Source organism: Micromonospora sp. A200 (assembly GCF_029893845.1).
GTDB classification, from domain to species: Bacteria; Actinomycetota; Actinomycetes; order Mycobacteriales; family Micromonosporaceae; genus Micromonospora; species Micromonospora purpureochromogenes.
The window spans coordinates 32544-55401 of record NZ_JARXXY010000035.1; the positions used below are offsets into that span (position 1 = coordinate 32544).

The following is a 22858-nucleotide window of genomic DNA, read 5'->3' on the forward strand; positions in this document are numbered from 1 at the left end:
GTGACGGACGGACCGGTCGTGGCGGTGCGCGGTGAGGCGTACCGGGAGGTCGCGCCCGAGCTGGCCCGCTTCCAGGTGACCGCGACGGCCCGCGAGCGGGACCGGGAGGTCACCCTGACCCGGCTCGCCGAGCGGGCCGCCGCGGTGCGGGTGCTGCTCGACGAGCACGCCGCCGCCGTCGACCGCCGGGAGGCCGGCGACCTGCGGGTACGCCCCGAGACCAACCGCTCCGGCGAGCGGGTGGTCGGCTACCACGGCAGCGTCACCACCAGCGTCACCGTCACCGACTTCGCCGTCCTCGCCGAACTGATGCTCCGCCTGGCCGACCAGGAGCAGGTCGAGGTGGCCGGCCCCTGGTGGGCGTTGCGGCCGGACAGCCCGGCCCACCGGGAGGCCCGGCACGCCGCCATCGCCGACGCGCTGCACCGGGCCCGGGAGTACGCCGAGGCGTTGGGCGCCCGGGTCACCGCCCTGCTGGAGCTGGCCGACGCGGAGGAGGGGTTCGCCCCGATGGCCGGCGCGGCGTTCTCCCACCGGATGGAGAAGGGCGCGCCGCCGGAGCTGGAACTCGACCCGCAGCCGCAGACCGTGCACGCCGTGGTGCGGGCCCGGTTCACCGTCAGCGACCCGGTGCTGCCCTGATGCCCGAGGCCACCCCGCTCTCGCTCGACGACCTGGTGGCCCGGGCCCGTGCCCTGGCCGAGGCGGGGCCCCGGCAGTTGCTCGGCATCGCCGGGGCGCCCGGGGCGGGCAAGTCCACTCTCGCCGAGCGGATCGTCGCGGCGATCGGCCCGAGCGCCCGGCTGGTGCCGATGGACGGCTTCCACCTGGCCCAGGCCGAGTTGGAGCGGCTGGGCCGCGCCGCCCGCAAGGGCGCGGTGGACACCTTCGACGCCAACGGGTACGTCTCGCTGCTGCGCCGACTGCGACGGCTGGAGCCGACCGCGGTCTACGCCCCGCTGTTCCGCCGGGACCTGGAGGAGCCGGTGGCCGGGGCGATCGAGGTGCCGCCCTCGGTCCGGCTGGTGGTGACCGAGGGCAACTACCTGCTGTTCACCGACCCGCCGTGGGACGACGTGCGGGCGCTGCTGCACGAGGCGTGGTTCGTCGACCTGGACGCGGAGTCGCGGCTGCGCCGGCTCGTCGCCCGGCACAAGGCGTACGGGCGGACGCCGGAGCAGGCGACGGCCTGGGCGTACGGCAGCGACGAGACCAACGCCGCCCTGGTCCGCGGCACCGCGAACTACGCCGACCTGGTGGTCCGCCTAACCGACCCCCCGCCGGGGTGACGGGACGCCGCGTCGCAGCAGCCGGGCGACCATGGCTCGTTCCTATTCGAGGGTGCGCACCGGGCGGGCGGGATTGCCGACGGCGACCACGTTCGGTGGCACGTCCTTGGTCACGACGGCGCCGGCGCCGACCACGGTGTTCGCGCCGACGGTCACCCCGGCGAGCACGATGGCCCCGCCGCCGAGCCAGACGTTGTCGCCGATGGTGATCGGCTTCGCCGCCTCCCACTTCTCCCGGCGCGGGCCCGGCTCGATCGGGTGGGTGGGGGTGAGCAGCTGCACGTTGGGTCCGACCTGGACGTCGGCGCCGATGGTGATCCGGGCGACGTCGAGGAAGACCGCGTTGAAGTTCACGAAGCAGCGTGGACCGAGGTGGATCTGCCAGCCGTAGTCGCAGTAAAAGGGCGGACGGATCGAGGTGTCCTCGCCGAGCGAGCCGAGCAGCTCACGCAGCGCGGCGAGGCGGCCCTGCGGGTCGGTGGCGGCGGTGGTGTTGAAGCGCTCCATCAGCTGGGCGGCGCGGTCGAGGTCGGCGATGATCTCGGGCTCGTTGGCGATGTAGGGCTCGCCGGCCAGCATTCGTTCCCGCATGGACGTCACCCGGCGATCATCGTTGGCCCGGCCCCCGCCAGGGGCGGGGACCGTCATATTCCGGACTTTCCTTATGCATACCCGGTATGTAATTCTGGTCCCCGTCAATGCGACTCCCGTCTATGAAGACGCTTCCCGAGGAGGATCCGTTGCACAGAACCAGAAGGAAGACCGTCGCGCTTGGGCTGGTGCTCGGCCTGGCGCTCGGCGCCCCGGCCACCGCCTCGGCCGCCGCACCGACCGCACCGGCGGGCGCCGAGGCGTCCCGGCCGGCCGGGAAACCGTCCACTCCGACCGGTGGGTCGACCACCGTCACCCTGGTCACCGGGGACCGGGTCACCGTCACCGGCTCCGGCGACGCCGCCGTCCAGCCCGCCGCCGGCCGGAGCGACGTGCGATTCGTGGTACGCCGGGAGCGCGGGCACCTCACCGTGGTGCCCCAGGACGCGCTGGCGCTGATCCGCGCCGGCCGGGTCGACCGGCGACTCTTCGACGTCACCGAGCTGATCTCCGCCGGCTACGACGACGCCCGCCGCGACGACCTGCCGCTGCTGGTGTCGTACGCCTCGGGGGAGGCCCGACGCGGCGTGGCCGCGCTGCCCGGCGCCCGGGTGACCCGGGACCTGCCGGCGATCCGCGGCGCCGCCCTCACCGCCGGCAAGTCCACCGCCGGTCAGGTGTGGTCGGCGGTCACCACCGGCTCCACCGGCACCCGACTCGGCGCGGCGGGGGGCGTCGAGCGGATCTGGCTCGACGGCCGGCGTCGGGTCACCCTGGACCACAGCGTCCCGCAGATCGGGGCGCCCACCGCCTGGTCGGCCGGCTTCACCGGCAAGGGCGTCAGCGTCGCGGTGCTGGACACCGGCGTCGACACCACCCACCCCGACCTGGCCGGCAAGGTGGCCGAGTCGCGCAACTTCACCGAGGTCACCGACGACCGGGACACCGTCGGCCACGGCACCCACGTCGCCTCGACCATCGCCGGCAGCGGCGCCGGGTCGGGCGGCAAGTACAAGGGCGTGGCCCCGGACGCCACGCTGCTCAGCGGCAAGGTCTGCGAGGACATCGGCTGCTCCGACTCGGCCATCCTGGCCGGGATGCAGTGGGCCGCCGTCGACAAGCGGGCCACCGTGGTCAACATGAGCCTCAGCGGCTGGGACTTCCCCGAGGTCGACCCGCTGGAGGAGGCGGTGCAGACGCTGACCGCGCAGACCGGCACCCTCTTCGTCACGGCCGCCGGCAACGCCGGGTCGGACGCCTCCGTCGGCTCCCCGGCCAGCGCCGACGCGGCGCTCGCCGTCGGCGCGGTGGACCGCGACGACCAGCTCGCCGAGTTCTCCAGCCGGGGCCCCCGGGTGGGCGACGACGCGGTGAAGCCCGACATCACCGCGCCCGGCGTCGACATCGTCGCCGCCCGGTCCGCCACCGGCAGCATCGGCGACCCGGTGGGGGAGAAGTACGTCGCGCTCTCCGGCACCTCGATGGCCACCCCGCACGTGGCCGGCTCGGTGGCGCTGCTGGCCCAGCAGCACCCGGACTGGAAGGCCGGCCAGTTCAAGGCGACGCTGATGGCCGCCGCGAAGCCGCACCCGGCGCAGACCGCGTACGAGCAGGGGGCCGGCCGGGTCGACCTGACCCGCGCGATCGGCCAGCAGGTGACCAGTGACCCGGTGAGCGTCTCCTTCGGCCGCGCGCTCTGGCCGCACGGCGACGACGCGCCGATCACCCGCACGGTGGCCTGGCGCAACACGGGCCCGACCGCCGTCACGCTCGACCTGAGCACCGAGATCACCGGTCCGGGTGGCCAGCCGGCGCCGGCCGGGATGTTCCGCCTCGGCGCGACCCGGGTGACCGTGCCCGCGGGCGGCCGGGCGGAGACCACCGTCACCGCCGACACCCGGCTCGGTGCCGCCGACGGCTACTGGACCGGCCGGGTGGTCGCCCGCTCCGGCGCCACCGTCGCGGTGACCCCCGTCGCGGTCAACCGGGAGGTGGAGAGCTACACCCTGACGGTGACCCACCTGGACCGGTCCGGCGCGACGACGGCGGACTACTACACCAGCCTGGCCAGCCTGGACCGCTTCGACGTCCGGGACGCCTACGACCCCGACGGGGTGGCCCAGGTACGGCTGCCCAAGGGGCGCTACGGCCTGAGCACGCTCATCTTCGAGCCCGCCCCCGAGGGCGAAGCCGGCGGGCTCACCATGTTGGCCCAGCCCGAGCTGACCGTCGACCGGGACCTCTCGGTCACCGTGGACGCCCGGCGGGGCAAGCCGGTCCTGACCACGGTCCCGAAGCGGGACGCGACGCCGCAGTTGATCGACGTCAGCGCGGTCTTCTTCGGCGACGATGGCAGCAGCTACGGCTTCGGGCTCTGGGCCGACAGCTTCGCCGGCCTGACCACCGCCCAGCTCGGCAGCCCGGTCTCCGCGGACCGGTTCGTCTCGACGGTCAGCAGTCAGTGGGCCGACCGGGAGGCCGCCAGCAGCTCCTACCTGTACGCGCTGAGCGAGGCGGTCCCCGGCCGGATGCCGACCGGTTTCGTCCGGCACTACCGGGCCGGTGACCTGGCCACCGTGGTGCACCGGTTCCGGGGCGGCTACCCGGGGATGGTCGCCGAGCGGTTCGTCATGCCGGAGCTGGAGTACAACACCGGCGCCTCGGCGATCATCCTGCCGACCGAGGTGCCCGGTGAGCGGGTGGAGCACTACAACACCAGGGGCGTGCGGTGGGAGTCCGAGATCGACTTCGGGGTGGTCGGCGAGGACGGCTGGCTGGAACCGAAGGCGGCGCTGTTCTCCGTGCCGACCGCCTACAAGGCGGGCCGGACGGTCCACGAGACCTGGAACCAGGCCCCGTACGGGCCGTCGTTCCCGGCGCCGCGCTGGCCGGAGGAGAGCGTCAGCCGTACCGGTGACCTCATCTTCGTCGGCCTGCCGGTGCACAGCGACGCCGCCGGGCACCCCGGCGGGTCGGTCACCGACATCGCCCGGACCGCCCTGTGGCGCAACGGGAAGCTGGTCGGCGAGAGCGAGTACGCCGGCTACGGCCAGTTCACCGCGCCGCCCGCGGCGGCCGACTACAAGCTGACGGTGTCGGCCACCAGGAGCTTCACCGACCTGAGCACCGAGGTGGAGTCGACGTGGACCTTCCGGTCCGGTCACGTCGCCGGTGACACCCCGGCCCGGCTGCCGCTGATGGCGGTGCGCTTCGCCCCGCCGCTGCGGGTCGACAACAGCGCGCCGGCCGGACGACTCTTCGCCGTGCCGGTGCAGGTGCAGCGGCAGCCCGGGGCGCCGGCCGCCGGGGTGGAGAAGCTGACCGTCGACGCCTCGTACGACGGCGGGAAGACCTGGCGCAAGGCCGCCGTGCTGCGGGTGCCCGGGAAGGGCTGGGTCGCGCTGCTGCGGCACCCGGCCGGCCCCGGTCACGTGTCCCTGCGGGCCACCGCCCGGGACACCGCCGGCGACACGGTGACCGAGCGGATCGTCCAGGCGTACCGGCTGCGGTGAGCAGGCCGGGCCCGCGGTCTCCCCGCCGTGGGCCCGGACGCCGGTCGGGGTCGGGGCGGTTCGCCCCGGCCCCGACCGGTCCGTCAGTCGTTGGCGTGCAGGGCGGCGTTCAGCTCGATGCCCTTGCCGGTGCGCTGCTTCGCCTCCAGCGCGCCGGTGACGGAGTTGCGCCAGAAGAGCAGGCCGTCCACGCCGGAGAGCTCGCGGGCCTTGACCACCCGCCCGTCCGGCAGGGTGATCTTCGACGCGGCGGTGATGTAGCAGCCCGCCTCGACCACGCAGTCGTCGCCGAGCGAGATGCCGACGCCGGCGTTCGCGCCGATCAGGCTCCGCTCGCCGATGCTGACCTTCTCTTTGCCGCCGCCGGAGAGGGTGCCCATGATCGAAGCCCCGCCGCCGATGTCGGAGCCGTCACCGACCAGCACGCCCTGCACGATCCGCCCCTCGACCATCGAGGTGCCCAGCGTGCCGGCGTTGAAGTTGACGAAGCCCTCGTGCATCACGGTGGTGCCGGCGGCCAGGTGCGCGCCGAGCCGGACCCGGTCCGCGTCGGCGATCCGGACCCCGGAGGGGACCACGTAGTCGGTCATCCGGGGGAACTTGTCCACTCCGTACACCGCCAGGTACCGGCCGGCGGCCCGCTCGATCACCCGCAGCTCGTCGACCCGCTCCGGCGGGCACGGCCCGGCGGACGTCCAGGCCACGTTCGCCAGCTTGCCGAAGATGCCGTCCAGGTTGACCTCGTTGGGCCGCACCAGGCGGTGGGAGAGCAGGTGCAACCGGAGGTACGCGTCGGCGGCGTCCTTGATCGGGTCGTCCAGCGCGCCGATCACGGTGGTGACCTCGACGGTACGCAGACCCGGCAGCGCCCGCTCGCCGATCGCGCCCGGCGGCAGGTCGAGCACGTCGCCCTGGTCCTCGCCGGGGACCAGCGGCAGCTCGCCGAGTCCGAGCTTGCCGGTCGGGTACCAGGTGTCGAGCACCTGGTCGTCAGCGGTGACGGTGGCCAGGCCGATGCCCCAGGCGGGTACTGCGGACGTCACTGTTACACCTCTCGTTAGCGGCTGCGGGGCACGCGGGCGCACTCCCCGCGCACACCGAATTTGACGGTACCGTGCCCAGCATGGAGAACCCGCTGACCCCCGAGGTCTTGGCTGATCCGGTGGCCCTGACCCGCGCCCTGGTCGACATAGAGTCCGTCTCCCTGAACGAGAAAGCCATCGCCGACTGCGTCGAGGAGGTGCTGCGGGGCGTGCCGCACCTGGCCACGTTCCGGCACAACAACACGGTGATGGCCCGTACCGACCTGGGCCGGGCGTCCCGGGTGGTGCTCGCCGGCCACCTGGACACGGTGCCGCTGAACGACAACTTCCCGTCGACGATGCGCGGCGACCTGATGTACGGCTGCGGCACCTCGGACATGAAGTCCGGCGTGGCGTTCGCGCTGCACCTGGCGGTGACCCTGCCCGACCCGCGCTACGACGTGACGTACTTCTTCTACGAGGCCGAGGAGATCGAGTCGAGGTACAACGGGCTCACCCTGGTCTCGCAGGCGCACCCGGAGTGGCTGGAGGCCGACTTCGCGGTGCTGCTGGAGCCGACGTACGGGATCGTCGAGGCCGGCTGCCAGGGCACCATGCGGGCGGTCGTCACCACGTACGGCGAGCGCGCCCACGCCGCCCGGTCCTGGCACGGGGTGAACGCCATCCACGGCGCGGGCGAGGTGCTGCGCCGGCTGGGCGGCTACGAGGCCCGACGGGTCACCATCGACGGCTGCGACTACCGCGAGGGACTGAACGCGGTGCGGATCGTCGGCGGGGTGGCCGGCAACGTCGTCCCGGACCGCTGCGAGATCGAGATCAACTACCGGTACGCACCGGACCGTGACCCGGCCGCCGCGGAGGCGCACCTGCGGGAGGTCTTCGCCGGCTTCGACCTGACGGTGACCGACGCGGCGGCGGGCGCGGCCCCCGGCCTGGAGTCGCCCGCGGCGCAGGAGTTCCTCGCCGCCGTCGGCGCCGCGCCGATCGGCAAGCTGGGCTGGACGGACGTGGCGCGGTTCGCGGCGATGGGCATCCCGGCGCTGAACTTCGGCCCCGGTGACCCCAACCTGGCCCATCACAAGGACGAGCACGTCGAGATCACCAAGATCCGCGACGGCGCCGCCACCCTGCACCGCTGGCTCGCCTCCGCCTGACCCCGCGCTCCCGCTCCCGCTCCCGCTCCGGCTCGGCTCGCCTCGGCCACGTGATCAAGAGGTTTGCGTCAAGGGAGGCCCTTCGGGTGACGCAAACCTCTTGATCACCGCCGAGCGCCGGTGGGGCCGGCTGGTGCGGTGGGTGGTTGCGGTGGGTGGTCAGGCGGTGGTGAGGGCAGGGGAGTCGGTGGTCTCGGGGTCGGCGGTCGGTGCCGCCGGGGACTCCAGCTGTCGGGCACGGCGGCGCTCGGCCACCACGTCCCGGATGCGCCGCTGCATCTGCCGGCGGATCCGGATCCGCTCGTTGTTGTTGATCACGCTTGCTCCTCCCCCGAAGGCGCGTGGCCGGGGCATACCCGGTATGTGAATAGTAAGACGTACGGGCGACAGAATTAGTTGCCCAAGATCGCGAACTTTTTCTCCGGCTCGCCTGGCACCGCACCCGGCCGGTGCCGCTCCACTACGGTTGCTCCCATGAGCCAGAGCAACGGGCGGCAGCCGGGCCGCGATCCGGAGCGGCACCGGGGCGCGGTCACGCTGCGCCGCGGCGCGATCCCGACCAGCACCGCCGACCAGCGGCTGCTCGACTCCCGGGGCCGGGGCGACTGGAAGACCAAGGACGCCTGGCGCGCGTTGCGGATCCTCTCCGAGTTCGTGGAGGGCTTCGACACCCTGGCCGACCTGCCGCCCGCCGTCAGCGTCTTCGGCTCCGCCCGCAGCACCCTGGACAGCCCCGAGTACGGGCTGGCCCGGGAGCTCGGGGCCGCCCTGGCCCGCGCCGGCTACGCCGTGATCACCGGTGGCGGGCCGGGCGTGATGGAGGCGGCCAACCGGGGGGCCAGCGACGCCGGTGGGCTCTCCGTCGGGCTCGGCATCGAACTCCCCTTCGAGCAGGGACTCAACGACTGGGTCGACCTGGCCATCGACTTCCGGTACTTCTTCGCCCGCAAGACCATGTTCGTCAAGTACGCCCAGGCGTTCGTGGTGCTGCCCGGCGGCTTCGGCACCATGGACGAGCTCTTCGAGGCGCTCACCCTGGTGCAGACCGGCAAGGTCACCCGGTTCCCGGTGGTGCTGATGGGCAGCGCGTACTGGCGGGGGCTGCTGGACTGGCTGCGGGACAGCATGGCCGCCGAGGGCAAGATCGGGCCGGTCGACCTGGACCTGATCTGCCTCACCGACGACGTGGACGCCGCCGTCCGGCACATCGTCGAGGCGGAGGCCGCCCTCTCCGTCGAGCAGGAGGCCGTACGCGAGGAGGCCGTCGCGCGGACCGCCGCCGACCAGCAGGCCGCCGCGGACAGCGCGGGCAACCGCGCACAGGGCGGCGGGCCGGCCGGCCCGACCGGGTCGGGCGCGGGCCGGAAGGGCTGAGCCGTGGCGGCGATCTGCGTCTTCTGCGCCTCCTCCCGTACCCTCGACCGGCGCTGGCTGGAGTTGGCGGCCGAGACGGGTGCGGAGCTCGCCCGGCGCGGACACACCCTGGTCAGCGGCGGTGGCTGCGTCGGGATGATGGGTGCCCTGGCCGACGGCGCGCGGGCGGCCGGCGGGCGGACCGTCGGGGTGATCCCGCAGGCGCTGGTCGACCTGGAGGTCGCCGACCTGGCCTCCGACGAGCTGCTGGTCACCGACGGCATGGCCAGCCGCAAGACGCTGATGGTCGACAAGTCGGATGCCTTCCTCACCCTGCCGGGCGGACTGGGCACCCTGGACGAGCTTTTCGAGGTCTGGACCACCGCCACGCTGGCCCTGCACGCCAAGCCGATGGTGCTGGTCGACACCGACGGCTTCTACCGCCCGCTGCTGGACTGGCTCGCCACCCTCGCCGACCAGACCTTCCTCAAGCCCGCCGGCCTCGACCTCCTCCTGATCGCCGACACCGTCCCCGCCGCCCTCGACCTCCTCGAATCCCGCCTCACCTGACACCGGGTCCGCCCGTTGATCATGAAGTTGTCGCCGTCGATGCCGGCGTGTCGTGGCGACAACTTCATGATCGACAAATGTCCGGCGGGGTGGGGGCGGGGTGGGTGTCGTAGGGGCGTGGTGGGATGTGGGGGTGCAGGGGTACCGGCTGGTGCGCCGGCCTGCCGGACCGGGCCCGGGGGCGGAGCGGTCCGCCGCGACGGTTCGGGGGGACCGGCCAGCCGGCGGAGCGATCCAGGGACACGGCCGGGCGGGCGCGGGCGTCGAGGGGGAGCCGCGGTCCGAGGGGTCGGCGGTCGATGGCGCGCAGCCCGGTGCCCGGCTGAGCGACCCGCTCCAGGCGGAGATCGTCGGCCACACCGACGGGCCGATGCTGGTGGTCGGCGGCCCGGGCACCGGTAAGACCAGCACTTTGGTCGAGGCGGTCGCCGCCCGGGTGGCCGAGGGGGTCGACCCCGAGTGGATCCTGGTGCTCACCTTCGCCCGGCGGCAGGCCACCGACCTGCGCCACCGGATCGAGGCGCGGATCGCCGGCGCCGGCCAGCTCCCGGAGAACGGGCGGGCGGCCAGCAACCCGCCGGCGGGGAGCAGCACCGCGACCCGGCCCGCCCGGGTGGTCCGTGAGCCGCTGGTGCGCACCTTCCCCGCGTACGCCTTCGGGCTGCTCCGCCGCGCCGCCGCCGAGCGGGGCGAGCCGTCGCCCCGGCTGCTCACCGGTCCCGAGCAGGATCTGATCATCCGCGAGCTGCTCGACGTGGTGGGCGAGGAGCCCGGCGACGACCCGGTCGGCTGGCCGGAGGACATGCGCCCCGCGCTGCGTACCCGGGCCTTCGCCGGCCAGCTGCGCGACCTGCTGATGCGGGCCGCCGAGCGCGGCGTCGGGCCGGTCGAGCTGGCCCGGCTCGGCGAGAAGCTCGGCCGCGCCGACTGGCCGGCCGCCGCCCGCTTCCTCCGCGAGTACGTCGCCGTGCTCGCCCTGCGCGACGTCGCCAACCGCGGCTCGATCGCGTACGACCCGGCGGAGCTGGTCCGCGCCGCCACCGGGATGCTGCTGGACGACCCCGAGCTGCTGGCGGCCGAGCGGCGCCGGCTGGCCCACGTCTACGTCGACGAGCTGGCCGACACCGACCCCGCCCAACAGGAACTGCTCGCCGTCATCGCCGGCGGCGGCAAGCCCCTGGTCGCCTTCGCCGACCCGGACTCATCCACGTACGCCTTCCGGGGTGCCGACCCGGCCGTGGTGCACACCTTCCCGCACCGGTTCCGGACGGCCTCCGGCGCGCCGGCCGCGCATGTGGTGCTGACCACGTCGTACCGGGCCGGGGCGGGGCTGCTGGCCGCCACCGGGCGGCTGGCCCGGCGGCTGCGCGGCCCGGCCGCCCACCGGGCCCTGCACCCGCTGCCCGACGCGCCGCCCGGCAGCGTGCAGGTGCGCACCTTCCGCTCCAACACCAGCGAGTCGGCCTGGCTCGCGCACGCGCTGCGGTCGGCGCACCTGCTCGACGGGGTGCCCTGGTCGCGGATGGCGGTGCTGGTCCGCTCGACCAACCTGCACCTGCCCTCGCTGCGCCGCGCCCTGCACACCGCCGGGGTGCCGACCGTGGTGCACGGCGAGGACCTGCCGCTGCACCTGCAACCCGCGGTGGCGCCGCTGCTGCTCCTGCTCCGCTGCGCGCTGGAGCCGGACCGGCTGGACGAGGAGACCGCCGTCGCCCTGCTCCACTCGCCGCTGGGCGGCGCCGACCCGCTCGCCGAGCGACGGCTGCGCCAGGGGCTGCGGGCGCTCGCGCTGGCCGCCGGGGACCGCCGCCCCTCCGGCGAGCTGATCGTCGAGGCGCTGCGTGACCCGGCGGAGCTGGCCGCGATCGACCGGCGCTGGGTCGAGCCGGCCCGGACGGTGGCCGAGCTGCTGGCCACCGCGCGGACGGCGGCGGCCACCCCCGGTGCCACCGCCGAGGACGTGCTCTGGGCGGTGTGGCGGGCCAGCGGCCTCGCCGAGCGCTGGGCCGGGGCGATCAACCGGGGTCGGGCCGCCACCGGCGAGCACGAGACCGCCCAGCGCTGGCGGGCCGAGGCCGCCGACCGCGACCTCGACGCGGTGATGGTGCTCTTCGACGCCGCTGCCCGCTTCACCGATCGGCTGCCCGGCGCACGTACCGAGGTCTTCCTCGACCACGTCCTCGGCCAGGACCTGCCGGCCGACACCCTGGCCGCCAGCGCGGACCGGGGCGAGGCGGTCCGGCTGCTCACCGCCCATGCGGCCAAGGGACTGGAGTGGGACCTGGTCGCCGTCGCCGGGGTCCAGGAGGGGATCTGGCCCGACCTGCGGCTGCGCGGCAGCCTGCTCGGCTCGGAGCGACTGGTCGACGTGCTCGCCGGCCGGGCCGACGGCGCCGGCACCCGGGCCAGCCTGGTCGGCCAGACCTCGGCCCTGCTCGACGAGGAACGTCGGCTCTTCCACGTCGCGGTGACCCGGGCCCGGCGCCGGCTGCTGGTCACCGCGGTCGCCTCGGCGGCGGTCGGCGGCGACGACCACGAGGAGCAGCCGAGCCGTTTCCTGCACGAGCTGGGCACCACCGAGCCACCCGCGACCGGGGCGGGCGGCCCCGCGCCGACCGACCCGGTGCCCGGCCCGAAGCCGACCGGCCCGGTGCCCGGTTCCAAGCCGACCGACTTGACGCCGACCGGATCGAAGGCGACCGGCCGGACGCCGGATCGACCGGGGGACGGCGCGGCAGCGACCGCCCCGGCAGCGGACCGGCCGGGCGACGGTGCCGCGGTGACGAGCCCAGTCGCCGACCGACCGGGCGACGGCGCCGCAGCGACCGCCCCGGACGGACCCAGCGACCGTGCCGCGGTCACTGGCCGGGTCGCCCCCGACGGGCCGGGCGACGGCGCCGCCCTGACCGCCTCGGCGGCAGCGGCCCGGCCCGGCGCTACCGTGTCGTCGGCCGTGGACGACGACGAGCCGCACCAACCCGGGGAGCTGCCGCTCGGGCGTCCGCCCCGGGCGCTCACCCTGTCCGCGCTGGTCGCGGAGCTGCGTACCGCGGTCACCGACCCGGCGGCGCCGCCCGCCCGGCGGCGCGCGGCGGCGGCCGAGCTGGCCCGCCTGGCCGCCGCCGGCATCCCCGGCGCCCACCCGGACGACTGGTGGGGCCTGCGCGGTCTCTCCGACGACCGGCCGCTGGTCGACGAGGGCGAGCCGGTCCGGGTCACCCCGTCGGCGATGGAGAGCGCGCTGCGGTGCAGCCTGCGCTGGCTGCTGGAACGGCACGGCGGGAGCGGCCCGGCCAGCGCCGCGCAGGGCGTCGGCAACCTGGTGCACGCCGCCGCGATGCTCGCCGAGGACGCCAGCGCCGACCGCACCGCCCTGCTGGAGTACGTCGCCGCCCGGTTCGACGCGATCGAGCTGGCCGCCCGGTGGATGGTCGGCTCGGAACGCTCCCGCGCCGAGGCCATGGTGGACAAGCTGCTGCGCTGGCTCGCCGGCAACCCGCGCCGGCTGCTCGCCATCGAGCACGAGTTCGCCGTCCGCCTCGACGACCCGACCCGCCCGGTCGAGCTGACCGGCCGGGTCGACCGGCTGGAGGTCGACGCCGACGGCCGGCTCGTGGTGATCGACCTGAAGACCGGTAAGTCGACGGCGGTCACCGAGCGGGAGGTGGCCGAGCACCCGCAGCTCGGGGCGTACCAGGCGGCGGTGGAGGCGGGGGCGTTCGCCGAGTTCGGCGAGGAGTCCGGCGGTGCCGCGCTGGTGCAGCTCGGCACGGGGGCGAAGGACGCCAAGGAGCAGGCCCAGGCCGCCGCCGGAGAGGGGCCGGAGGCCGGCTGGGCCACCGCCCTGGTCCGGCGCACCGCCGATACGATGGCCGCCGCCACCTTCGCCGCGGTCGCCAACTCGAAGTGCCGGGTCTGCCCGGTGCGCACCAGCTGCCCGGTCTCCGGGCAGGGGCGCCAGGTCGTCGAGCCCCCGGCGACCCGCAGCCCGGAGGAACCGTGACCGCGCGGGGTGGGCGAGCCAGGCAGGCGCGAGCAAAGGCGGAACGGTGACCCAGCCGACCCTGTTCAACACCGCCGCCCCGGCCCCCCGGGCCGCCGACGCCGGGCCCCGCTACACCCCGGTCGAGCTGGCGAAGCTGCTCCGGCTGCCGGCCCCGACCCGGGAGCAGGTGGCGATCATCGCCGCGCCGGTGGAACCGCTGCTGGTGGTGGCGGGCGCCGGATCGGGCAAGACCGAGACGATGGCCGCCCGGGTGGTCTGGCTGGTCGCCAACTCGTACGTCCGGCCGGAGCAGATCCTCGGCCTCACCTTCACCCGCAAGGCGGCCGGTGAGCTGGCGCACCGGGTGCGTACCCGGCTCGACCAGCTGGTCCGACGACTGGGCCGGCGCGGGCGCGACCCGCTGGACGACCCGCTCGCCGGCGAGCCGACCGTCTCCACCTACCACTCGTACGCCGGCCGGATCGTCACCGAGCACGGGCTGCGCGCCGGGTACGAGCCGACCACCCGGCTGCTCACCGAGGCGTCCCGCTGGCAGCTGGTCGACCTGCTGGTGCGCAACTACGACGGCGACATGTCCGAGGTCGACCGGATGCCCAGCACCATCACCGACGCGGTGCTGGCGCTGGCCGGGGAGCTGGACGAGCACCTGGTCGACCCGGACGAGCTGGCCGCCTGGACCGGCCGCTTCTTCGCCGACGTGCAGTCCCGCCCCGGCCGGGTCTACGCCGACGTGCGCAGGGCGTTGCAGCTCCAGCAGACCCGGCTCAAGCTGCTGCCGCTGGTGCGGGCGTACGCGCGGCGCAAGGACGACTTCGAGGCGATGGACTTCGCCGACCAGCTCGCCCGGGCCGCGCGGGTGGCCCGCGACCACCCGGCGGTGGGCGCGGTCGAGCGGGACCGCTTCCGGGTGGTGCTGCTCGACGAGTACCAGGACACCAGCCACGCCCAGGTGGTGCTGCTCAACGCGCTGTTCGGCGGCGGCCACCCGGTCACCGCGGTCGGCGACCCGTGCCAGTCCATCTACGGCTGGCGCGGGGCCAGCGCCGGCACCCTGGAGCGGTTCCCGACGGAGTTCGCCCGAGCCGACGGCACCCCGGCCGAGGTGCTGAGCCTCACCACGAGCTGGCGCAACCGACCGGAGATCCTCGGCGTGGCCAACGCGCTCTCCCTGCCGCTGCGCGCCGCCGGCGCCCGGGTGCCCGAGCTGCGCGCGGCGCTGAGCGTCCGGGACCCGATTCCGCACCGCAGCCCGGGCGGCCACGCCGCCGGCACCGTGCACTGCGCGCTGCTGGAGACGTACGCCGACGAGGCCGACTGGATCGCCGACAGCGTGCTCGCCGCCTGGCGGGGCGCCGCCCGGCTGCCCGGGGCGCTGCCCGAGCACATCCCGGTGCCGCAGCGCCCCACCACCGCCGTGCTGGTCCGGCTGCGCAGCCAGATCCCGGCGATCGAGGCGGCGCTGCGGGCCCGCGGCCTGCCGGTCGAGGTGGTCGGCCTGGGCGGCCTGCTGGACACCCCCGAGGTCCGCGACGTGGTCTGCACCCTGCGGGTGCTCGCCGACCCGACCGACGGCGCGGCGCTGCTACGGCTGCTCACCGGCGCGCGCTGGCGGATCGGGCCGCGTGACCTGGTGGCGCTGCACCGGCGCGCCCGGGCGATCGCGCGGGCGCGGCACCGGCTCACCGGCGACGACGGGCCGGAAATCGCGGTGGACGTCCTGGACGAGGCGACGCTGGTCGAGGCGCTGGCCGACCTCGGGCCGGCGCAGGCGTACTCGGCCGAGGGCTACGCGCGGCTGCGCGCGTACGGGATGGAACTGGCGCTGCTGCGCTACCGGCTGGACCAGACCCTGCCGGAGCTGATCGCCGACATCGAGCGGACCATCGGCCTGGACGTGGAGGTGGCGGTCCGGGCCGGCCGGGACGGCGCCGGCGACGCCGGGCTGGCCCGGGGCCACCTGGACGCCCTGGGCGACGTGGCCGCCCGGTTCAGCGGCGAGACCCCGGGGGCCACCCTCGCCGGGTTCCTGGCCTACCTGGCCGCCGCCGAGGATGAGGAGCGCGGCCTGGCCCCCGGCGAGGTGGAGGTGGTCGAGGGCGCTGTGCAGGTGCTCACCGCGCACGCCGCCAAGGGGCTGGAATGGGACGTGGTGGCGGTCGCCGGGCTGACCCGGGGAGGCTGGCCGGGGCCGGTGCGCAACTCCGACCACTGGCTGGGCGGGCTCGGCGTGCTGCCGTTCCCGCTGCGCGGCGACGCCGACGGGCTGCCCGAGCTGGGCCTGGCCGGGGCGGAGGACCAGCGCGGGGTGGCCCGGGCTGTGGAGGACTTCACCGACGCCTGGCGGGCGCACGACGAGCGGGAGGAGCGCCGGCTGGCGTACGTGGCGGTGACCCGGCCGCGTCGGCTGCTGCTCTGCTCCGGCTACTGGTGGGGGGAGGGGACCAAACGCTTCCGTGGCCCGTCGGTCTTCCTCCGCGAGGTGCACGACGCCTGCCTCGACGGGGCGACCGGGCACCTGGTCGACGCCTGGGCGCCCGAGCCGGCCGGGGACGCGGTCAACCCGACCACCGAGATGGTGCTGCGGGCGGAGTGGCCGGCGGACCCGCTGGGCCCCCGCCGGCCGGCGCTGGCCGAGGCCGCCGGGCTGGTCCGCCGGTTCCTCGCCGACCCCGCCGCGGCCCGCCACGAACCGGCTGGCGACGCCGTGGCCGCGGCGGTTCCGGCCGGTGGGGAGGCCGACGTCGAGGACCCGGAGGTGGTGCGCTGGCGGCGGGAGGCCGACCTGCTCCTCGCCGAGCGGGCCGAGCTGCTCCGGCAGGCCGAAGCCGTGGAGGTGGCGTTGCCCGGGCACCTGTCGGTGACCCAGCTGGTGGCGCTGCGCCGCGACCCGGAGGCGCTGGCCCGGACGCTGCGCCGGCCGATGCCGACCGAGCCCAACCCGTACGCGCGGCGGGGCACCGCCTTCCACACCTGGCTGGAGCAGCGCTTCGGCGCCGACCGGCTGCTCGACGTGGACGAGCTGCCCGGCGCGGCCGACGCGGACGCCGCGCCGGACGAGGCGCTGGCCGAGTTGCAGGAGCGCTTCCTGGCCAGCGAGTGGGCCGAGCGGGTGCCGGTGGAGGTGGAGGTGCCGTTCGCCACAGTGCTCGCCGGGGTGGTGGTCCGGGGCCGGATGGACGCCGTCTTCACCCGCCCCGGTGGCCGCTACGACGTCGTCGACTGGAAGACCGGCCGCCGGCCCACCGGCCGGGAGGCCGAGGTGGCGGCGGTGCAACTGGCCGTCTACCGGCTGGCCTGGGCCGAGCTGGCCGGGGTGCCGGTCGACCGGGTCGGGGCGGCCTTCCACTACGTCCGGGAGGGCGTGACGGTGCGGCCGACGGACCTGCTCGACGCCGACGGGCTCACCGCGTTGATCGGCGGCGTACCGGAATTTCCGCCCGGGGGTGGCGTGCCGGGAAATCCGTGATAGGTTCGTCCCGTTGCAGTTTTGGTTTCCAGAGACTCTGTGTGCGCCTGGCGGATTGTGGCCCCAGGCGCTCTTTGTTGTGTCCGGAGTTCTCCGGGCGGGGCGACCAGAAGCGACAAGCGATTCGCGCATTCCCGCGCGGAGCGCTCCTCTTCGAGTCCGCAACAGGTGCGGGTTCGACGTTCCGTCAAGGAGACAGAACACATGGCTATTGGCACCGTCAAGTGGTTCAACGCTGACAAGGGCTTCGGCTTCATCACCCCGGACGGCGGCGGCGCTGACGTCTTCGCCCACTTCTCGGCGATCCAGTCCTCCGGCTACCGGAGCCTGGACGAGAACCAGCGGGTCGAGTTCGAGGTGACCCAGGGCCAGAAGGGCCCGCAGGCGGAGAACATCCGCCCGCTCTGATCCTCGGATCAACCCGTAACACCCTGATCTTCGGATCGACCCGTAACACCCTCCGCGCCCTCCGGGCGCGGTGACGGGACCGGTCCGCCGCGCCGCCCCCCGCTCCGGCGGGAGTGGCGTGCTGCGGCGGACCGGCCTGTACCCCTTCGGTTCGTGCTTGTGAGTCGCGGCGGATCCGCTCCGCCGGCGACAGCGCCGATTCACCCGGCGCCCTCCCTCGACACGTGCCGCGTCGAGGAAGGCATTTCCGCATGACCATGACCATTCCCACCTTCGCCGCGACCGGCCTGGCGCCGGCGCTGCTCACCGAGCTGACGGCGCAGGGCATCACCGAGCCGTTCCCGATCCAGACGGCCACCCTGCCGGACTCGCTCGCCGGCCGCGACGTGCTCGGCCGCGGCCGTACCGGCTCGGGCAAGACGCTCGCCTTCGGGCTCCCGCTGCTGTCGCGTACCGCCGGCCGCCGGGCCCGCCCCGGTCGCCCGCTGGCGCTGGTGCTGGTGCCGACCCGTGAGCTGGCCCAGCAGGTCACCACCGCGCTCGCCCCGTACGCCCGCGCCGTCGGGCTGCGCTGCGCCACCGTGGTCGGCGGCCTGTCGTTGCAGCGGCAGGCGGACGCCCTGCGCTCCGGCGCCGAGGTGGTGGTGGCCACCCCCGGCCGGCTGCACGACCTGATCAACCGGGGCGACGCCCGCCTCGACCAGGTCGCCATCACCGTGCTGGACGAGGCCGACCAGATGGCCGACATGGGCTTCCTGCCGCAGGTCACCAAGCTGCTGGAGCAGGTCGCCCCGGACGGCCAGCGGATGCTCTTCTCCGCCACCCTTGACGGCGGCGTGGACAAGCTGGTCCGCCGCTTCCTGAGCAACCCGGTCTCGCACTCGGTCGACCCGGGCACCGCCACGGTGACCGCGATGACGCACCACGTGCTGCACGTCGACGCGGCCGACAAGCCGGCCGCGCTCACCCAGATCGCCGCCCGTGAGGGCCGCACCATCATGTTCATGGCCACCAAGCACCGCGCCGACCGGATGGCCCGCCAGCTGCTGGCCAAGGGGGTACGCGCCGCCGCCCTGCACGGCGGCAAGTCCCAGCCGCAGCGCACCCGGATCCTGGAGCAGTTCCGCACCGGCCAGGTGACCGCCCTGGTCGCCACCGACGTGGCGGCCCGCGGCATCCACGTCGACGGGCTGGACATGGTGGTCAACGTGGACCCGCCGACCGAGGCGAAGGACTACCTGCACCGGGGCGGCCGTACCGCCCGGGCGGGGGAGTCCGGCACCGTGGTCACGCTGGTCCTGCCCGAGCAGCGCCGGGACGTCTCCCGGCTGATGAGCGTGGCCGGGATCAAGCCGCAGTCGACCCAGGTACGCCTCAACGACGGGTCGCTGGCCCGGGTGACCGGTGCCCGGGAGCCGTCCGGCGTGCCGGTGACCATCGCCGTCCCGCAGCCGGCACCGGCCGCGCGTAGCGCCAGCGGTGGCGGGGAGGGCGCGCGCTCCGCGCACCGCACCTCGGGCCGCTCCCGGCGCCCGCGCCGCCCGCGTACCGCCTGACCTTTTCCGGCCCGCAGCGGCCGCGCACCGCCCGACGGCGGTCGCGCGGCCGCTGTTTCCGTTTCCCGGCACGTCCCGTCCGGCCCGGAGTCCCTGGCATCGGTGGAGATCGTCGACCTGGCGGGGCCGGACGGCCACGCTGGGTAACGTTCGGCCGGCTGAGTCGGCAAACAGGCGAGGTTGGGTCCGATCGGCGACTGTCCCGAGGCCCCTGCCTGGTCGAAGCTGGTAGCCGGGGGGAAGATCCGGCCGGGGGCGGCCGGGCACGGGAGGGGTGACCATGGCGGGCGACGCCGATTCGGGGGCGGTGCGCGAGCTGCTGGTGGTGTTCGCGGTGGCGGGCGCGGGGCTGGTGCTCGCCATGGTCGCGGCGTTCGCGCCCTGGCACCCGAGGCCGGGGCGCGCCGCCCCGGCCGGGCTGGTGGAACTGCGCAGCCCGGCCGGCTCGGCCGGCCCGGCGGTCGAGTTGACCTCCGGCTAGCCGGAGGATGGTCCCGGGACCGCGGCCGGCGAGGGGCCGGCACGCGGGGGACCGGCCTCCGGCTGGCCGGGGGCGGTCGCGGGACCGCGGCCGGCGAGGGGCCGGTACGCGGGGGTGGCCGGTCGGGCTCCGGGGGGAGGACCGACCGGCCGTCACCCGATGGCGGAACGCTCGCGACGGACCAGCAGGTCGGCCAGCGTGGTCCGGTCGACCACCACGGCGATCGCGCCGTGCACCGCGAGCCAGACGTCCCGCAGCCCCGTCGCCACGCCGTGGTAGCCGGCGTTCTCCGCCGGCAGGCCGCGCACCGTGGTCAGCGAGCCGCCGACGGCGCGCAGCACGTCCCCGACGCTGATCTCCCCGGCGGGCCGGGTCAGCGCGTACCCGCCCTCGGTGCCCCGGTGGCTGTGCAGCAGCCCGGCCCGGCGCAGGTCCAGCAGGATGCCCTGGAGGAAGCTGAGCGGAATGCCCTGACTCTCCGCCAGGGCCGCCGCCTTCACCAGCTCGCCACCGGCCCCGCCCGACGCCCCCGGGCCGCCCGCCGGCCCGGAGGACGGCCCGGACCGGAAACCGGCCGAAGCAGCCGAGCCCCCCGCCGCGACGGGCGCCGTCGGCGACCCGGAGCCGGTCGGCCCGCCGTCGCCGCCGGTCGAGGCGGCGGCGACGGCGAGCATGGCCCGGAGCGCGTAGTCGCTGCGCGCGGAGACGTACACGTCATTGACCTGCCGGGTCCAACACGCCCCAGCGCCGCCGGACCGCCTTGTCCGCCGCGCCGAAGAGCGAATCCACCACGAGGCCAAGGACCAAGATAATGATCATGATGGCCATCAGCCGGGGTGCTTCGTTGAGTTCGCGTGCGTACGTGAGCTGGGCGCCGATCGAGGTACGGGTCGCGATGACGACCAGCAGCTCCCCGGCCATCAGGCTGCGCCAGGCGAAGGCCCAGCCCTGCTTGAGGCCGGCGATGATCGCCGGCAGCGCGGCGGGCGCGATCACGTACCGGTAGAGGTTCAGCCGGCGGGCGCCCAGGTTGCAGCCGGCCCGCAGCAGCAGCGGTGGTACGTAGTCCACGCCGTGAATGACACCGTTGGCGATCGACGGTGCCGCCCCCAGCACCACCACGAAGAAGATGGCCTGCTCGGTGAGCCCGAAGAGCAGGATCGCCAGCGGGAACCACGCGATCGAGGGCATCGTCTGCAACGCGGTGATCATGGAGCCGAGGGCGGCGCGCAGCACCCGGACCCGGGCCACCGCGAGGCCGAGGGCCAGCCCGATCACCAGAGCGGCGGCGAAACCGAGGGCCGCCCGCCGGCCGGTGGTGGCCAGTCCGTCCCACAGTGCGGCGCTGATCACGTACTGACCGAGGTCGGCGAAGACCGGGCCCGGCGGTGAGAGTGCCCACTTCTCCTTCCAACCGCTCCACACCGTCACCTGCCACAGAGCGATCGTCAGCGCGAGCGCGGCGAGCTTCGGCCAGGTGGCGGCCCAGATTCGGGCCGGGCGGGAGGTCTCCTTCTCCCGGCCGGCGATCTCCAGCGCGTCCAGGCCGGAGATCTCCGCGTCGCTGCGCTGACTGGTCGTGAGGGTGTCACTGGCCATGGCGGCCCACCTCCGTACGGAGCCGGTCGGTGACCTCGGCGGCGATCGCGGCGATCTCCGGAGAGTCGATGCGCCGGGGCCGGGGCACGGCGACCCGGGTGGAGTAGATGATCCGGCCGGGGCGACTGGACAGCAGGATGATCCGGTCGGCCAGCCGGGCGGCCTCGCGGACGTTGTGTGTCACGAAGAGGACGGTGAGCTTGCGCTCGCTCCAGATCCGTTCCAGCTCGTCGTGCAGGATGTCGCGGGTCATGGCGTCGAGGGCGCCGAACGGCTCGTCCATGAGCAGCACCGGGGTGTCCAGCGCGAGGGTACGGGCCAGCGCGACGCGCTGCCGCATGCCGCCGGACAGCTCGTGGGGACGCTTGCGGGCGAACTCGGCGAGGTGCACCGTACGCAGCAGCTCGGCGACCTGCTCGCGGCGTGCGGCCCGGGGCAGCCCGCGCAGCTTCAGCGGCACCTCGACGTTGCCCTCGACGGTCAGCCACGGGAAGAGCGCCGGCTCCTGGAACATCAGCCCCGGGTTGACGCCGTCGGGCAGGTCGATCCGTCCGCCGCTCGACCGGTCCAGCCCGGCGACGAGGTTCAGCAGGGTGCTCTTGCCGCAGCCGGACGCGCCGACGAGGCAGACGAACTCGCCCGGCGCGACGTCCAGGGAGACCCCGTCCAGGGCGAGGACGGCGTTCGCGCCGCGCCCGTACACCTTGGTCACGCCGTGCAGCGCGACCGGAGCGGTCGCGCTGCGCGGCGTCGTCGTGGTCGACGTCATGGTTGGACGACCTCGGGCTTGCCCTGGTTCTTCAGGGCCTTGTTGAGGTAGCTCAGGTCGTAGAGGCCCTTCAGGTCGACCGGCTGGGTCAGCTCGACCGCGACGGCGTGGTCGAGGCCCGCCTTCAGCGACGAGGCGATCGGGTCGTTGGTGAACTCCAGCGTGGGCCACGCCTGCTTGATCAGCTTGAGGTCCAGCGGCTTGCCGGTGATCTTGCCGATGTGGTCGGCGATGGCCTGGTGGGCCTCGTCCGGCTTGGTGTTGACGAACTCGTTCGCCGCGACCTGGCCGTCGACCAGCTTCTGCACGACGTCCGGGTGCTCCTTGAGGAACTTCGTGCTCACGATCAGGTTGGTGATGACGAACTTCTTGTCCGGCCAGAGGTCCCGCTCGTCGACGAGCACCTTGCCACCGGCGTTGACCAGCCGGGAGACGAACGGCTCGGGCACCCATGCGCCGTCGATCGCGCCGCTGCCGAAGGTCTCCACCGTCTGGGCGTTCTCCTGGGGCACGATTGTGACGTCGCCGCCGCCCTCCTTGGTGGTCTTCAGGCCCTTCTCCTTGAGCCAGTAGCGCAGCGCCACGTCCTGGGTGTTGCCCAGTTGCGGGGTGGCGATCTTCCTGCCGCGCAGCTGCTCCACCGAGGTGATCTCCGGCTTGACCACCAGGGCCACGCCGCCGGAGGCGGCGCCGGAGATCACCCGGACCGCCTCGCCCTTTGACTTGGAGAAGGCGTTCACGGTCGGGTTCGGACCGATGTACGTCGCGTCGAGCGCGCCGGAGAAGACCGCCTCGATCGCGGCGGGGCCGGCGTTGAAGGTCTTGGTCTCCAGCTTGGCGTCGGTGCCGAGCCTCTCGGTGAAGATGCCCTTCTCCACGCCGACCACGGCCGGGGCGTGGGTGATGTTGGGGAAGTAGCCCAGCCGCAGGGTGACCGGGCCGGAGCCGCCGGCCTCGCTGTCGTCGCCGCACGCCGCCGTGGTCCCCGCCGTCGCCACGCCGATGACGGCGAGGGTGGCGAGGGAGACCAACCGACGGAAGGGGAGCCGTCTCATCGTCCA

At 74.7% G+C, this 22858-nt stretch carries 18 protein-coding genes; 11 read left to right on the top strand and 7 right to left on the bottom strand.

Features of this window, described 5'->3' with window-relative positions:
* Both M2302_RS26700 and M2302_RS26705 read left to right on the top strand, forming a co-directional pair.
* Entirely contained in the window at positions 1 to 642 is a 642-nt protein-coding gene (locus M2302_RS26700; RefSeq protein WP_280840589.1) for an SIMPL domain-containing protein, read from the top strand.
* Positions 642 to 1289: a nucleoside/nucleotide kinase family protein gene (locus M2302_RS26705; RefSeq protein ID WP_280840590.1), complete on the top strand. Its 648-nt coding sequence runs from the start codon at positions 642 to 644 to the stop codon at positions 1287 to 1289. The genes M2302_RS26700 and M2302_RS26705 overlap by 1 nt, the downstream gene beginning before the upstream one ends.
* A 42-nt stretch (positions 1290 to 1331) precedes the next feature.
* Here M2302_RS26705 and M2302_RS26710 read toward each other — a convergent pair whose 3' ends face one another.
* Positions 1332 to 1889 (bottom strand): sugar O-acetyltransferase, encoded by a 558-nt coding sequence (locus tag M2302_RS26710; protein WP_280840591.1) that lies wholly within the window; start codon positions 1887 to 1889, stop codon positions 1332 to 1334.
* Positions 1890 to 2029: 140 nt separating this feature from the next.
* Here M2302_RS26710 and M2302_RS26715 point away from each other — a divergent pair, with 140 nt between their 5' ends.
* Complete coding sequence (locus M2302_RS26715; RefSeq protein WP_280840592.1) at positions 2030 to 5392, top strand: S8 family serine peptidase; 3363 nt, start codon at positions 2030 to 2032, stop codon at positions 5390 to 5392.
* An 83-nt stretch (positions 5393 to 5475) separates the two neighbouring features.
* On the opposite strand, the gene dapD is transcribed toward M2302_RS26715, so the two are convergent.
* On the bottom strand, positions 5476 to 6435 hold the full coding sequence (gene dapD, locus M2302_RS26720; RefSeq protein WP_280840593.1) for a 2,3,4,5-tetrahydropyridine-2,6-dicarboxylate N-succinyltransferase: 960 nt from the start codon (positions 6433 to 6435) through the stop codon (positions 5476 to 5478).
* Positions 6436 to 6515: 80 nt separating this feature from the next.
* Here dapD and dapE point away from each other — a divergent pair, with 80 nt between their 5' ends.
* Positions 6516 to 7589, top strand: a complete 1074-nt coding sequence (gene dapE / locus M2302_RS26725) for a succinyl-diaminopimelate desuccinylase (protein WP_280840594.1) — start codon at positions 6516 to 6518, stop codon at positions 7587 to 7589.
* A gap of 159 nt (positions 7590 to 7748) precedes the next feature.
* On the opposite strand, the gene M2302_RS26730 is transcribed toward dapE, so the two are convergent.
* Entirely contained in the window at positions 7749 to 7907 is a 159-nt protein-coding gene (locus tag M2302_RS26730; RefSeq protein ID WP_172894209.1) for a hypothetical protein, read from the bottom strand.
* Between the two features lie 156 nt (positions 7908 to 8063).
* On the opposite strand from M2302_RS26730, the gene M2302_RS26735 reads away from it, so the two are divergent.
* From M2302_RS26735 to M2302_RS26765, 7 genes are all read left to right on the top strand, one after another.
* Positions 8064 to 8963, top strand: a complete 900-nt coding sequence (locus tag M2302_RS26735) for a TIGR00730 family Rossman fold protein (RefSeq protein ID WP_210779815.1) — start codon at positions 8064 to 8066, stop codon at positions 8961 to 8963.
* Between the two features lie 3 nt (positions 8964 to 8966).
* Positions 8967 to 9512 carry a TIGR00730 family Rossman fold protein gene (locus M2302_RS26740; RefSeq protein ID WP_280840595.1) on the top strand — a complete coding sequence of 182 codons (546 nt, stop codon included), beginning with the start codon at positions 8967 to 8969 and terminating at the stop codon, positions 9510 to 9512.
* Positions 9513 to 9645: 133 nt separating this feature from the next.
* Positions 9646 to 13515, top strand: coding sequence for an ATP-dependent DNA helicase (locus tag M2302_RS26745; protein ID WP_280840597.1), 3870 nt, complete (start codon positions 9646 to 9648; stop codon positions 13513 to 13515).
* Positions 13516 to 13561: 46 nt separating this feature from the next.
* Entirely contained in the window at positions 13562 to 16984 is a 3423-nt protein-coding gene (locus M2302_RS26750; RefSeq protein WP_280840598.1) for an ATP-dependent DNA helicase, read from the top strand.
* A 204-nt stretch (positions 16985 to 17188) separates the two neighbouring features.
* The gene (locus M2302_RS26755) at positions 17189 to 17392 is read left to right on the top strand and encodes a cold-shock protein (protein ID WP_007464836.1); all 204 of its coding nucleotides are present in this window, start codon (positions 17189 to 17191) and stop codon (positions 17390 to 17392) included.
* Between the two features lie 251 nt (positions 17393 to 17643).
* A complete protein-coding gene (locus tag M2302_RS26760) occupies positions 17644 to 18948 on the top strand; it encodes a DEAD/DEAH box helicase (RefSeq protein WP_280840599.1) in 1305 nt (434 codons plus the stop codon).
* Between the two features lie 280 nt (positions 18949 to 19228).
* Positions 19229 to 19429, top strand: coding sequence for a hypothetical protein (locus M2302_RS26765; protein WP_154942138.1), 201 nt, complete (start codon positions 19229 to 19231; stop codon positions 19427 to 19429).
* Positions 19430 to 19581: 152 nt separating this feature from the next.
* Here M2302_RS26765 and M2302_RS26770 read toward each other — a convergent pair whose 3' ends face one another.
* Genes M2302_RS26770 through M2302_RS26785 form a run of 4 tightly spaced genes read right to left on the bottom strand, consistent with a single transcriptional unit; the run spans position 19582 to position 22852 of the window.
* A complete protein-coding gene (locus M2302_RS26770; protein WP_280840600.1) occupies positions 19582 to 20142 on the bottom strand; it encodes an Rrf2 family transcriptional regulator in 561 nt (186 codons plus the stop codon).
* Position 20143: 1 nt separating this feature from the next.
* Positions 20144 to 21028 (bottom strand): ABC transporter permease subunit, encoded by an 885-nt coding sequence (locus M2302_RS26775; RefSeq protein WP_280840601.1) that lies wholly within the window; start codon positions 21026 to 21028, stop codon positions 20144 to 20146.
* Positions 21018 to 21797, bottom strand: a complete 780-nt coding sequence (locus tag M2302_RS26780; RefSeq protein WP_280840602.1) for an ABC transporter ATP-binding protein — start codon at positions 21795 to 21797, stop codon at positions 21018 to 21020. The genes M2302_RS26775 and M2302_RS26780 overlap by 11 nt, the downstream gene beginning before the upstream one ends.
* Entirely contained in the window at positions 21794 to 22852 is a 1059-nt protein-coding gene (locus tag M2302_RS26785; protein ID WP_280840603.1) for an ABC transporter substrate-binding protein, read from the bottom strand. Before M2302_RS26785 ends, M2302_RS26780 begins: the two co-directional genes overlap by 4 nt.
* Positions 22853 to 22858 lie beyond the last annotated feature (6 nt).

What these genes read in the sequence shown, in the direction of transcription:
- M2302_RS26735 (WP_210779815.1), top strand. Translation starts at nt 8,064, where the DNA reads ATGAGCCAGAGCAACGGGCGGCAGCCGGGCCGCGATCCGGAGCGGCAC.
- M2302_RS26775 (WP_280840601.1), bottom strand. Translation starts at nt 21,028, where the DNA reads ATGGCCAGTGACACCCTCACGACCAGTCAGCGCAGCGACGCGGAGATC.
- M2302_RS26705 (WP_280840590.1), top strand. Translation starts at nt 642, where the DNA reads ATGCCCGAGGCCACCCCGCTCTCGCTCGACGACCTGGTGGCCCGGGCC.
- M2302_RS26765 (WP_154942138.1), top strand. Translation starts at nt 19,229, where the DNA reads ATGGCGGGCGACGCCGATTCGGGGGCGGTGCGCGAGCTGCTGGTGGTG.
- dapE (WP_280840594.1), top strand. Translation starts at nt 6,516, where the DNA reads ATGGAGAACCCGCTGACCCCCGAGGTCTTGGCTGATCCGGTGGCCCTG.
- M2302_RS26780 (WP_280840602.1), bottom strand. Translation starts at nt 21,797, where the DNA reads ATGACGTCGACCACGACGACGCCGCGCAGCGCGACCGCTCCGGTCGCG.
- M2302_RS26755 (WP_007464836.1), top strand. Translation starts at nt 17,189, where the DNA reads ATGGCTATTGGCACCGTCAAGTGGTTCAACGCTGACAAGGGCTTCGGC.
- M2302_RS26760 (WP_280840599.1), top strand. Translation starts at nt 17,644, where the DNA reads ATGACCATGACCATTCCCACCTTCGCCGCGACCGGCCTGGCGCCGGCG.
- M2302_RS26785 (WP_280840603.1), bottom strand. Translation starts at nt 22,852, where the DNA reads ATGAGACGGCTCCCCTTCCGTCGGTTGGTCTCCCTCGCCACCCTCGCC.